Origin of the sequence: Sebaldella termitidis ATCC 33386, assembly GCF_000024405.1 — a bacterium.
In the GTDB taxonomy this organism is placed as follows: Bacteria; Fusobacteriota; Fusobacteriia; order Fusobacteriales; family Leptotrichiaceae; genus Sebaldella; species Sebaldella termitidis.
Genome location: NC_013517.1, coordinates 188,794 through 200,924, shown reverse-complemented (window position 1 = coordinate 200,924; position 12,131 = coordinate 188,794). Strand labels below are relative to the sequence as shown.

Annotated in this window: 12 protein-coding genes; 1 reads left to right on the top strand and 11 read right to left on the bottom strand. The window is 35.8% G+C overall.

Annotated elements, in window-relative coordinates:
* Positions 1-60 precede the first annotated feature (60 nt).
* The gene (locus STERM_RS00950; RefSeq protein ID WP_012859671.1) at positions 61-930 is read left to right on the top strand and encodes a DUF368 domain-containing protein; all 870 of its coding nucleotides are present in this window, start codon (positions 61-63) and stop codon (positions 928-930) included.
* A gap of 208 nt (positions 931-1,138) precedes the next feature.
* Here STERM_RS00950 and ylqF read toward each other — a convergent pair whose 3' ends face one another.
* From ylqF to rsfS, 11 genes are all read right to left on the bottom strand, one after another.
* Positions 1,139-1,996 (bottom strand): ribosome biogenesis GTPase YlqF, encoded by an 858-nt coding sequence (gene ylqF / locus STERM_RS00945; RefSeq protein WP_012859670.1) that lies wholly within the window; start codon positions 1,994-1,996, stop codon positions 1,139-1,141.
* Complete coding sequence (gene rsmI / locus STERM_RS00940) at positions 1,993-2,667, bottom strand: 16S rRNA (cytidine(1402)-2'-O)-methyltransferase (protein WP_012859669.1); 675 nt, start codon at positions 2,665-2,667, stop codon at positions 1,993-1,995. The genes ylqF and rsmI overlap by 4 nt, the downstream gene beginning before the upstream one ends.
* An 8-nt stretch (positions 2,668-2,675) precedes the next feature.
* On the bottom strand, positions 2,676-4,004 hold the full coding sequence (locus STERM_RS00935) for a S41 family peptidase (RefSeq protein WP_012859668.1): 1,329 nt from the start codon (positions 4,002-4,004) through the stop codon (positions 2,676-2,678).
* Between the two features lie 430 nt (positions 4,005-4,434).
* On the bottom strand, positions 4,435-5,181 hold the full coding sequence (locus tag STERM_RS00930) for a TlyA family RNA methyltransferase (protein ID WP_012859667.1): 747 nt from the start codon (positions 5,179-5,181) through the stop codon (positions 4,435-4,437).
* Positions 5,178-6,983, bottom strand: a complete 1,806-nt coding sequence (gene dxs, locus STERM_RS00925) for a 1-deoxy-D-xylulose-5-phosphate synthase (RefSeq protein ID WP_012859666.1) — start codon at positions 6,981-6,983, stop codon at positions 5,178-5,180. The genes STERM_RS00930 and dxs overlap by 4 nt, the downstream gene beginning before the upstream one ends.
* A gap of 14 nt (positions 6,984-6,997) precedes the next feature.
* Positions 6,998-7,459, bottom strand: coding sequence for a divergent PAP2 family protein (locus tag STERM_RS00920; RefSeq protein WP_012859665.1), 462 nt, complete (start codon positions 7,457-7,459; stop codon positions 6,998-7,000).
* Complete coding sequence (locus STERM_RS00915; protein WP_012859664.1) at positions 7,460-7,780, bottom strand: YhbY family RNA-binding protein; 321 nt, start codon at positions 7,778-7,780, stop codon at positions 7,460-7,462. It lies immediately after the preceding gene.
* Positions 7,781-9,556: a ribonuclease J gene (locus STERM_RS00910; RefSeq protein ID WP_012859663.1), complete on the bottom strand. Its 1,776-nt coding sequence runs from the start codon at positions 9,554-9,556 to the stop codon at positions 7,781-7,783.
* A 21-nt stretch (positions 9,557-9,577) separates the two neighbouring features.
* Positions 9,578-11,356 carry a penicillin-binding protein 2 gene (gene mrdA, locus STERM_RS00905; protein WP_041309754.1) on the bottom strand — a complete coding sequence of 593 codons (1,779 nt, stop codon included), beginning with the start codon at positions 11,354-11,356 and terminating at the stop codon, positions 9,578-9,580.
* Complete coding sequence (locus STERM_RS00900; protein ID WP_012859661.1) at positions 11,331-11,813, bottom strand: hypothetical protein; 483 nt, start codon at positions 11,811-11,813, stop codon at positions 11,331-11,333. The genes mrdA and STERM_RS00900 overlap by 26 nt, the downstream gene beginning before the upstream one ends.
* A 9-nt stretch (positions 11,814-11,822) precedes the next feature.
* Positions 11,823-12,128, bottom strand: a complete 306-nt coding sequence (rsfS, locus tag STERM_RS00895) for a ribosome silencing factor (protein WP_012859660.1) — start codon at positions 12,126-12,128, stop codon at positions 11,823-11,825.
* Positions 12,129-12,131: the final 3 nt, after the last annotated feature.

The window sequence follows — 12,131 nt, the reverse complement described above, 5'->3', positions numbered from 1 at the left end:
GTCCCCTTCTTTTTTTAAAATTTTACTATAAAAATATAAGTTTAACGGAGGTTCATCAAAATGTTTTCTAATTTCGCAAAGGGGATAATCATCGGTATAGGTGCTATACTTCCGGGGATAAGCGGCGGTTCTCTGGCTGTTATATTCGGTGTTTATGAAAAACTCATACATTCTGTAAGCAGCTTTTTTAAAGATCCCAAGAAAAACCTTGTTTTTCTCGCTGTTATAGGCTTTGGTGCCTGTATAGGAATAGTTTTATTCAGTAATATTCAAAAATTTCTTTTTACATATTATGAAATACCTACAATGCTCTCATTATGCGGACTTTTTCTCGGGACTATTCCCGGGCTATTCAGACATGCTAATAAAAACGGCTTTTCAGCTCTCTGTCTTGTGCCTTTTTTGATTGCATTTATGATCTCTGTATTCTTTTCCTTATCAGGAAGCAGCAGTATAGAAATCGAGTCCGTGAATTTTTATCTGAATTTTAAAAGCTTTATGTACATATTCATTATAGGCTTTATCATGGCAGGTTCTTTGGTAATTCCCGGAATAAGCGGAACAGTTCTTCTGATGCTTATAGGGGCGTATGGATTTTTCCTGAATATAGTTGCGGATATAAAGTATATTTTCTTATTTCCTTTTGTGTCAAAATCCATGCACAGCGAAATTGTTAACAATATTTTGATTTTGATCCCGCTCTGTGCCGGACTTGGGGCAGGAGTATTTTTTTTCTCAAAACTAATGGATTTTCTGTTCAAAAAATCATACAGCCTCACTTATTATGCAGTTTTAGGTTTTATGCTGGGTTCTGTTCCGGAATTAATTCCGGGTTATTCAGGTAGTTTATCTGTTTACATTACAGGAATTATTTTATTTTTAGCCGGACTTGCCGTGTCGCTGAAATTCAATGCCAAGTACGCCGGATAATTTTACAGCAGCTTTATTTTGAAGCTGTTTTTTTATTTTTTAGAGGTGCAGCTAATTATACAATTCATCATTAATATGAAGAGTTCAATATATCACATCTTAAAAATACAAAAGTTTTTTCACGTGAAACGATATTATTTTTTCATAAAACAGCCGTAAATTTAAGAAAATAAAAAAAACTGTCATATCTCTACGACAGTTATATTATTTACTGTGTTGTTTCCAAAGAAAATTTTCCTAACTTTCCGCTTCTGTAATCTCTCAGCAGAAACCGGGAAACTTTATTATAATTTGTTTCTTCCTTTTTTATTATTCCAAGTCTTTCCTCAAGAATATCAAGTATTTCATGATTTTCTTTATTTTCAATATCCGTTTCCAGATTATATGCCTTCACCAGCTGGTCCAGCTTCCCTGTTTTTCTCATTCTGTCTATAAATACTGACACTACTTCTTCTATTGGAAGTATATCATCCTTAATAGAGCCTGTAATTGCCAGACTGTATCCTACCTCTGGATCATCAAACTTCGGCCATAAAACTCCGGGAGTATCCAGAAGCTCCAGCTTTTCACTTGCCTTCACCCATTGCTTTCCTCTGGTAAAGCCGGGCTTATCTCCCACTCTTGCCTTAGTCTTTCCTGCGAACTTATTTATCAGCTTTGACTTACCCACATTGGGAATTCCTGCTATAAGTGCTCTTACTTCTGTTTTTCTAAGCCCTTTTTTTTTGGCCTTTTCCAGCTTTTCGATATATATTTCATCTACTATTCTTTTCAGCTCGTTTAAATTAGTTCCCTTTTCAGCACTAATTGCCAAAACATAGTCCGAAATATCATTTCTTATAAAATATTCTTTCCAGTTTTCCACTTCTCTTTCATCTGCCAGATCCACTTTATTCAATACTGTAAGTCTCTTCTTATTCTTAGCAAGTTTGGAAATGTCAGGATTCTTACTTGAAAGCGGTATTCTTGCATCCAGTACCTCTATTACCAGATCTACTATTTTCAGATTCTCTGCAATAGTCTCCTTTGTTTTTTTCATATGACCGGGGTACCAATTTATACTCATTCCTCTTCCTCTTTCTTTGATTTTATAAGTAAAACTATTTCCCCTTTCAAAGGCTTTTTTTCTATTTTCTCTATTAAATCCGTTACATTGCCTCTGATAACCTCTTCATATATTTTTGTGAGCTCTCTGGTTATGACTACATATCTGTTGCCAAGGTACTCATTTATATCTTTCAGTGTTCTTAATATTCTGTTAGGAGATTCCAGTATTATAATGGTTCTTTCTTCTTCCTTCAGCTTATTAAACAAAGTCTGTCTTCCTTTTTTCTTCGGAAGGAAGCCTTCATAAGCCATTCTTCTGAGATTCAGTCCCGAAATGCTCGCACCGGCGATCACAGATGAAGCACCTGGTATTGTAACTACTTTTATATCATTCTGATGCGCAATATCTACCAGTTCATAACCCGGATCTGAAATACAAGGTGTTCCGGCATCTGTTATCAGCGCAATATTCTTTCCGTCTTTCAGAAGATTTATTATATTTTCTATCTGATGACTCTTATTATGCTCATGATACTGATAAAGGGTATTTTCTATTTCATAATGAGCCAGCAGCTTTCTGCTTACCCTCGTATCCTCCGAGAAGATATAATCCGCGCTTTTAAGGGTTTTTACCGCCCTGTATGTGATATCTTCCATATTCCCAATAGGTGTCCCCACTATATACAGCATTTTTTCTCCTATTTTATTTTTTTCTCCATCTCTTCTGTTGCTCTTTTTAACTGTACATCTCCCGCTGATATTATCTTGTCAGTTTCTTCTTTTCCTTTTTCCTTTTCAAGATATGTTCTTATTTCTTTCATTCTGTTCTCTCTTGCTTCTTCACTGTCATTAGCATAGCCTTTTATCGAAAGTACTTCTTCCATATCTACTTTTATATCAGGCTCTATTCCTTTTTCATGTATATAGTTTCCGTTTGGCGTAAAATATTGTGCTACTGTCAGCTTTATCGCATCTCCGCCTTCTAAAGGTATTACCTCCTGCACTATTCCCTTACCAAAAGTTTTCTGCCCTATAATAGTACCTCTTTTATAATCTTTTATTGCTCCCGTAACTATTTCAGAAGCTGACGCACTTCCTCCGTTTACAAGGATTATCAAAGGGAAATTCCCTAAACTAGGCATTGTTCTGTTATATCTTGTTTCCTGTCCGTTTTTATATTTTAAATATACCACAAGATCCTGTGTTAAAAATAATGAACTTATATCCTGTGCTTCTTTCAAAGATCCTCCCGGATTTGATCTCAAATCAAGTATAAGACCTTTCATTCCCTGTGCCTGAAGCTGTTCTATGTGCTTTTTCAATTCGGCACCTGTATGGTTTCCGAATTTCAGAAGACTTACATATCCTATCTGATCCGGAAGCATTTTGCTCTCAACCATCTCAAGCTTTATTGTATCTCTTATTATTGTAACCGTAAAAGGATTTTTTACTCCTTCTCTTACTACTTCCACATCTACCTTTGTTCCCTGCTTACCTTTTAAAAGGTTTACTGTTTCTGTGGCATTTAACGGTATAATATCTGTTTTATCTACTTTTGTTACCTTATCTCCGATTTTCATCCCTGCCTTGGCTGCCGGACTTCCTACAAATGGTGATACCACTACAAGCGGTGCATCTTTTTTCTTATCAATCGACATTCCTACTCCTACGTATTCACCGTCAAGATCCTCAGTAAAACTTTCCAGATCTTTTTTTGTAAGATATTCAGAATACGGATCATCCAGTCCGTTTACCAACCCGGTCATCGCATATTCATAAAGCTCCTGTTTTGTCGGATTTTTCTTCCCTACGAATTTTTGCTGTATAATATTTATCATATTAGTGAGTTTGTTCAGGTTTCCCGAATCCTTAAAATAACCTGCAGGTTCTGAAACTGCTGTCTGCTGTTGAGTCGTATTATCAGTTTTGGTGTCAGTTTTTTTAGCTGCTGTTGTACTGCACAAAATTGGAAGACTCAATAATATAGCCATTATCGCAGTCAATAACACATATTTTTTATTTTTCATATGATTTTCTCCTTTATTTGTAATATAATCCCAGTCCCCTGTCAGTTATTTTTCAAGGTACCTGTCCTCATTTAAGCAATTTAATCATAAACTCTTTTATAATTAAGTGCGGAAATTATCCATCAAAATTATTTTTTATATGGCTTATTTTCTGTTAAGATGTTTTCAGATATAAATTAATATAAAAAACTCCTGATTATAAAACTATAGCATTTTTTTGACTTAATTACCAGTATTTTGTCTTTGTTTATGATTTGAAATTACCGATAAACAATATATTAAAAATACCTGTACCTTATTAATCTGTCCCGCTGTCAAAGTATAAACGAAACAAAACGATGATATTCATTTGCTTTTTGATTAATTTTTACCGCAGATACCGAGGTTCTTCAATACAGGCAGCATCACTAGTATCTGTCCGGAAAAATCTTCATGATGAAGCTATCATCTCAAATAAAGACAGATATTCTATATTTCCTTTTGTTCCGGTAATCGGAGACTCTATTACCTCTATTATTTTAAATCCGCATTCCGAAGCTTCCTTTACCACACTTTTTATTGCTTCACTGCGGTATTCTTCTTCTTTAACTATCCCGTTTTTCCCTATTTTATCTTTTCCCACTTCAAACTGAGGCTTTATCAATGCTATGACTTTTCCATCCTCTTTCAGGAATTGTTTAAAATATCTAAAAACAGATGTAAGTGATATAAATGAAACATCTATCACGATATAATCTGTTTTTTCATTATTAATATCATCAGGAGAAAGATTTTTTATATGCATTTCCTCAAGAGACTTTACTCTTTTATCATTTCGCAGCTTCCAGTCAAGCTGATTTTTCCCGACATCCACTCCAAATACAAAATCTGCACCGTTTTGCAGGGCACAGTCTGTAAAACCGCCTGTCGAAGCTCCTATATCCAGAATTTTTTTATTATTAAAATCAAGATTCCAGTATTCCAGTGCTCTTTCCAGCTTCAAACCGCCTCTGCTTACATATTTCAGCTTTTCCTTGATTCTTATATTCAGCTCCTGATTATCTTTAATCATTGTCCCCGCTTTAGTGACGGCCTGCTCGTTTATAATTACATTTCCGAGCATTATTTCCCTTTTTGCCTTTTCCCTGCTGTCAAAATAGCCTTCCTCCACGAGAAACACATCTAATCTTCTTTTCATTTTCCCAACACCTTTGTTAATATATCTTCAAGCAGCGATTCTCCTGTAAGATTTTCGTCATTCAATAATTCAGATCTCTTTCCGTGTGGCAGAAACATCTGTCTTATTCCTTTTCTTATAATCTTGGTATCAATATCCGAATCATTGACATATTCCAGTATTTCCGTACCAAAACCGCTTTTTTCAATACCATCTTCCAAAATCAGTACTTTTTCATATTTAGGAAATTCTCTATTTATGAACTCCTTGTCAAATGGTCTTATCCAGGCTGCACTGACTATTGCAGCATCTATTTTCTCATCAAGCTTATCCTTTATTTTCATTATCTCAGCAAACATAGCACCGCATGCTATTATCATATACCGGCTTCCGTCACTGACTTTATTCCACTTGCCATATTCATAAGCAGGAAATTCATAGTCTAAAGGAGTATCCTTCGGTATACGTACCGCAAGAGGTTTTTTTATATCCAGAGACATATCAAGTATTTTGCTAAACTCTTCCTTTGATGTAGGTGCTGCTATATCAATATCAGGTATTGTAAGCAGATACGCTATATCAAATATCCCCTGATGTGTCTTTCCGTCATCGGCAACTACTCCCGCCCTGTCAAGAATAAATCTTACAGGCAGCTTTAATATCGCCACATCATGTATAAGATGTGAATATGCTCTCTGCAGAAATGTAGAATATATTGCTACATAAGGCTTTAATCCTTCTTTGGCAAGTGCCGCGGCAAAAGTCACTGTATGCCCCTCTGTCATACCTGTATCATGAACTCTTTCAGGATATTTTTTCCATACATTTTTCAAGCCTGTGCCTTTTATCATTCCAGAGCTTAAAGCAACTGTCTTTTCATCAGCAGCAAAAATTTCTTCCATTTTTGCTCCGAATACATCAGAATATATCTGTGATTTCCCTATTGTTTCCCCGGTATTTTTATCAAAAGGTCCTATTCCGTGAAAGCTTTCGGGATCTGCTTCTGCCGGATCATATCCCATTCCTTTTTTTGTTTTTATGTGTATAACTCTTGTTCTTTCTTTAGAATTTTCTTCTAAAATTTTTATCAGCTTTTCCAGATTATGCCCGTCTATAGGTCCTATATAGTCATAACCCAGTATATTAAAAAATCCGCCTGGAGTAACAATTGATCTTAATGACTGTTCCACTCTTTCAGTCGGTTTTACAATAGGTTTGGTTAAATTATATCTGCTTAGTACATATCGCAGATCCTTACGTAATTTCAGATAAAAACTGCTGTTTATTACCTTATTCAGTATTCCGGATATAGCTCCTACATTTTCTCCTATTGACATCTCATTATCGTTTATTATGATTGTCAGATTTTTTAATTTACCATTTATGTCATTCAAGGCCTCAAGAGTAGTCCCGTTCGCAAAAGAAGCATCTCCTATAACGACTGCTACGTTTTTATCAGGATTGGCAGCTGCCAGCCCAGCCGATACAGATAAAGCGCTTCCTGCATGACCGCTTATAAACTGATCATGTATACTTTCATTCGGATCAGTAAACGGACCCAGCCCGCCTCTTTTTCTTATTGTATGAAATCTGTCCCTTCTGCCTGTAAGCATCTTATGTACATATGACTGATGACCCACATCCCAGACTATCTTGTCCACAGGTGAATTATATACATAATGAAGTGCTGTACTTAATTCCACCACTCCGAGATTAGGACCCAGATGTCCCCCGTTTTTACATACAACCTCTATAATCTCGCTTCTTATGTCCCCGCATAAATCTTCCAGCTCTTTTAAGCTCATTTTTTTCAAATCTTCCATATGTTGTTCATCCTTTATCCTAAAAGATATCCTCTAAATGCAATTCCGATAATAAGTCCCAAGACACAGCCCCAGAATACCTCCAGAGGTGTATGTCCCAAAAACTCTTTAAAATTAGCTTCTATTTTCTCGAAATCATCTTTATGCTCTATACTCTTTACCAGTCTGTTCAGAGCCTTTGCATGTTCTCCCGCTGCTCTCCTTATCCCTGTTGCATCATAAAGTACTATGCTGGAAAAAACCATTGATATAGCAAATTCCACTGATCTCATCCCTTTTAGAAGAGCCAGGGAAGTAGCCAGCGCAACCACAGTTGACGCATGTGAACTGGGCATCCCCCCTGTCTGAAAAAGTCTGACCCAGCTTGCGCCTCTTCCCTTAAAAAGGGGGGAGAATACCTTGTAAAACTGTGCTGCAAAACAGGCTATTACTGCTACATCCAATATTCTATTTCCAAAAATAATCCCCGTAGACATTTATTTACCCTTCCTTTTTTTCAAAATTTCCTGTGTTATCACTCCGTTTTCCTTTTTAGGTTTAAATAATATTATTACTTTTCCGATTTTATCCACAAATACACTGGAAGTTTTTTCAGCCAGCTCAAATCCTAAATCCTTCATATTATCTAATTCAGAATTTTGAAGTACTTTTACCTTTATTAGTTCTCTCTTATTTATTACATTGCTGATACTCTCCAAAAGATCACCGTCTACCTCACCTTTACCGATTCTTACCACTGGCTCCAGATCATGTGCCATCTTCTTTAAAAGCGCTCTCTGTTTACTGCTTAATTTCATCTAAACCTCCATTATTATCGGCAGAATTATCGGTTCTCTGTTTGTCTTTTTATATAAAAATTCTCCCACTTTGCTTTTCAGCAATTGCTTAACTTTACTTATTTCTTTTATCTCTTTTGTCTCTATGCTTTCCAATTCCAGCTTTATAAGTTCCTTGGTTTCAAGAATAAGATTTTCTGATTCTCTGTTATATATGAACCCTCTTGTTACCAGCTCTATCTGTTTATTGAATTTTCCGTTTTTATATTGTGAAACTGTTATTATTACTATTCCGTCATCCGCTAGATTCTGTCTGTCTTTTAAGACTATATTTCCTACATCTCCGATTCCGAAACCGTCTATCAGTGTCATTCCGCTTTGTACTTTTCCTGCTACCCTGCAGTGTGATTTTGTAAGCTCTATTTTATTTCCGTTTTCCGCTAATATAACATTATCAGACTCTACTCCTGTTGCTACAGCAAGTTCTTTATGTTTTTTCAGCATCATATACTCACCGTGAACGGGCATAAAAAACTTAGGCTTTACCAGACTCAGCATTATCTTCTGCTCTTCCTGACATCCATGTCCCGAAACGTGTATTCCTACTACTTTTTCAAATACAACATTTGCATTCTTTTTCAGCAGATGGTTTATATTTTTATAAACAGCCTTTTCATTTCCTGGTATAGGTGTAGCTGATATTATTACAGTATCCCCTTCTCTCAGGGAAATATATTTATGTGTCCCATTAGCGATTCTTGACAGTGCCGCTAAAGGTTCTCCCTGTGTTCCCGTACACAGTATAATAGCCTTTTCAGGCGGCAGCTTATCTGACTTATGAAGGTCTACTATCATATTTTTAGGAAATTTCAGATAACCAAGTCTTGATGCGATATCAAATACTTTTACCATACTTCTTCCGTCAATTGCTATTTTTCTGTTATATATCTGAGCTATATCCACTATCTGCTGCAATCTGTGTATATGTGATGCAAAAGCTGCTATTATAATTCTTCCCTTAGCTTTTCCGAATTCTTCCCTCAGACTTTCACCAACACTTTTTTCAGATGGTGTAAACCCTGGAATAGCTGCATTGGTACTATCTGAAAGTAAAAGATCCACACCTTCTTCACCTAACTGTGCTAAACGTGCAAAATCAAATCCTTCCCCGTCTACCGGTGTCAAATCTACCTTAAAATCTCCCGAGTGTACTATTATTCCTGCCGGTGTCTTTATGCAGATTGCGTAGCAGTCCGCTATACTGTGCGTAACACTTATGAATTCCACGGAAAAATACTTTGAAAGCTTTAATTTTGTTCTTCCTTTTACTACTTTCATTTTCGGTATTACTGCATCCTTTTTTTCAAACTTGGCCTTAGCCAGTTCCAAAGTAAGCTTTCCGCCGTAAATAGTTATGTCTGTACTTCCCAGTTTCTGAAACAGGTATGGTATGGCTCCTATATGATCCTCATGCCCGTGTGTTAACAATAATGATTTTATCTTGTCTTTGTTATTTTCCAGATATGTGAAATCCGGAATAATTACATCTATTCCCAAATGTTCGTCTTCTGGGAATGTCAGCCCTGCATCCACTATTACTATTTCATCTTTATACTGAAATGCAGTCATGTTCTTTCCTACTTCCTCCATTCCTCCCAGAGGTATTATATACACTTTTTCTTCTTTGGCCTGCTTTTCTGAAGCAGCACCTTTTTTAGTATTTTTCTCTATTTTTTCTGTTTTTTCTTCTTTTTCGGCTTTATCGCCTTTCTTACCTTCCACGTAATTAAATTTCATGTTTCCTCCAACTCTTTACTTTTATTGTGCTATATTGTATTTTTCATTATACTTTATTATAAATTTTCTGACCAAATCTCCGGATGCCACTCCTCCGTATCCTCCACCTTCTACAAGTGATATAAATACGATTTCAGGATTATCTGAAGGGAAATATCCCGCCAGCCATGAATGGTGATCTTTAAATCCGGTATTTTGTGCCGTTCCTGTTTTAGCTGAAACAGGAATATTTGGAAAATAAAGTATTCTTGCAGTTCCGCCTGGTTTATTCACAGGTTCTTTCAGAGCTTCTCTCATAATTTCAATATTCTCAGGCTTAAAAGGAAGCTTTCTAAGCACCTCAGGTTCCTTGTTTTCTACTTTTCCATCAAAAGATACAAATTTATCTACAACAGTTGGTTTATACATTACTCCTTTATTGGCTATTCCCTGATATACCATCAGTACCTGCAGCGGCGTGGTTAGAACATATCCCTGACCTATGGACATATTCACCAGATCACCCGGAAGCCATTTTTGGTTAAATCTTTTCATTTTCCATTCCGGTGTAGGGACTACTCCTTTTTCTTCACCGGGAATATCTATCCCGGCTCTTTCGCCCAAACCGAAGTCCGTTGCTGTTTTTGCAACCTTTTCTATTCCCACTTCTCTCGAAAATGTGTAAAAATATGTATTTACTGACTCTCTTATTGCTTTATAAAAATTTGTTGTTCCATGTCCGCCTCTGTGTGAATCTCTGAAAATCGTTCTTCCTATCTGAAAGGAACCTGTCGAATACATTGTCTGCTGCGGACTTATTCCTGCTTCAAGTATTGCCATCCCTGTGACCACTTTAAAAGTAGATCCCGGCGGATACGCAGAACCTGAAAATTTATTATTCAGAGGCTTATTAGGATCATTAATTAATTTATCCCACTCTTCTGATGAAAATCTTGATGACATAAAGTTCAGACTATATTCCGGATTGCTTACTGCCACTATTATTTTTCCTGTTTTAGCTTCCATGGCAATAAAGGCACCCTTGTCATTTTTAAACTGTTCTGTCATATATCTTTGTAAATCTAAATCTATCGAAAGATAGATATTTTTTCCTGCCACACTGTCATTTCTGTCACGTATTGATTTTACGTTTCTGTGGGCATCTACCTCTACTATTTCTTCCCCGTCTATTCCTTTTAATACTTTATCGTATTGTTTCTCCACACCTCTTTTTCCTATATAATCATTTCTGTTGTATGATTCGTCACTTTTCAGGACTTCCCACTCTTTATCATCAATAGGCTTCATATAACCTATTATATGTGAAGCAAGCATATCTTCCGGATAAAATCTTTTATTATATTCCCTTACCTCTATTCTTTCGCTGTCCGTTATCTTTTCGGCCATTCTAAGGGCAATATCTTTATCCAGATCTTCCACTGCTATTACTTCATTTTCATACCCTGCTCTGGGTTGATTTTTTATACGTTTCTTAAGGTCGGTAACACTCATCCCAGTCAGTTCCGAAATCAGAAGAACATCATCAGGATTTGCTTCCCGCTTTTTCCCCAGTATGTATACAACCTGATAACCTACATTATTTCTTGTAAGTACCTTACCGTCTCTGTCCAGTATTAATCCCCGGCTTGCTTTCATTACCTTGGATTTCAGACTATTTCTTTGTGCTTTTTGTTTAAAAAGATCGTTTTGTATTATCTGTAAATATACCAGACGACCTATCAAAACCATCGAAATAAATCCGACTATCACAAGAAAAGCTATACTTCTCCCTTCGTCATCTATATCCATTTGTCTTCTCATATTTATCTATCATTAATCCTTCCGATTTTTTTAAAATTAATAAGTAAATTAAAGAATATACTGTTTGAATACCAATTACGGCAATACAACTTAATGATATAAAATCCATGAATGCCACATTTTTAAGATTAATTAATATCAAAAATACAAGATTAACTATGAACACCATAACAAAATCTTTCAGTAAATATTCCAAAGGCAGCTTTCTTCCCAAAATATCAATCAGATAATATAATATCAAAAATATTGCCGACTTCCAGAAAAACATTCCGCCTCCCAGAGTCAGAATCAAAACTATAAGTACATAATGAATACCTTGTTCTTCCTTTTTTGTCTGCTCCAAAAACACCAAAAATGCCATTGCAAAAGGCAGTGAAATAAATGTCTTTATATGCCCGCCAGTTAACGGTTCAATAAAAATCAAAAAATATACAATCGCATAAAAAATCTTTCTCATAATTCCCTCTTAACTACTTTGATAAAGTTCGTCAATATTATAATACTCTCTTTTTTCCCCGTTAAAAATATTTACTATGAAATCCCCGAAGTCAATTAATATCCACTGACTCTCACCGGCTCCTTCCATAGATTTATATGTAGATATTTCTTTTTTTAGTTCAGTTGCTATAGCTTCCATTTTTACGCTTGAACTTCCGTCACATACTACTACATAATCCATAAAGGGACTTTTTCCCTGTACATCGTACACTTTTATGTTATCTCCCTTTTTGCTCTCTATTATTTCAATAGCTTTTTTTACTGAATTTTCCATTCT

Excerpts from the sequence above, each read along its gene's own strand:
- STERM_RS00935 (WP_012859668.1), bottom strand. The coding sequence starts at position 4,004 with ATGAAAAATAAAAAATATGTGTTATTGACTGCGATAATGGCTATATTA.
- STERM_RS00910 (WP_012859663.1), bottom strand. The coding sequence starts at position 9,556 with ATGAAATTTAATTACGTGGAAGGTAAGAAAGGCGATAAAGCCGAAAAA.
- dxs (WP_012859666.1), bottom strand. The coding sequence starts at position 6,983 with ATGGAAGATTTGAAAAAAATGAGCTTAAAAGAGCTGGAAGATTTATGC.
- rsfS (WP_012859660.1), bottom strand. The coding sequence starts at position 12,128 with ATGGAAAATTCAGTAAAAAAAGCTATTGAAATAATAGAGAGCAAAAAG.
- STERM_RS00900 (WP_012859661.1), bottom strand. The coding sequence starts at position 11,813 with ATGAGAAAGATTTTTTATGCGATTGTATATTTTTTGATTTTTATTGAA.
- STERM_RS00915 (WP_012859664.1), bottom strand. The coding sequence starts at position 7,780 with ATGAAATTAAGCAGTAAACAGAGAGCGCTTTTAAAGAAGATGGCACAT.
- STERM_RS00920 (WP_012859665.1), bottom strand. The coding sequence starts at position 7,459 with ATGTCTACGGGGATTATTTTTGGAAATAGAATATTGGATGTAGCAGTA.
- mrdA (WP_041309754.1), bottom strand. The coding sequence starts at position 11,356 with ATGAGAAGACAAATGGATATAGATGACGAAGGGAGAAGTATAGCTTTT.
- ylqF (WP_012859670.1), bottom strand. The coding sequence starts at position 1,996 with ATGAGTATAAATTGGTACCCCGGTCATATGAAAAAAACAAAGGAGACT.
- STERM_RS00950 (WP_012859671.1), top strand. The coding sequence starts at position 61 with ATGTTTTCTAATTTCGCAAAGGGGATAATCATCGGTATAGGTGCTATA.
- STERM_RS00930 (WP_012859667.1), bottom strand. The coding sequence starts at position 5,181 with ATGAAAAGAAGATTAGATGTGTTTCTCGTGGAGGAAGGCTATTTTGAC.
- rsmI (WP_012859669.1), bottom strand. The coding sequence starts at position 2,667 with ATGCTGTATATAGTGGGGACACCTATTGGGAATATGGAAGATATCACA.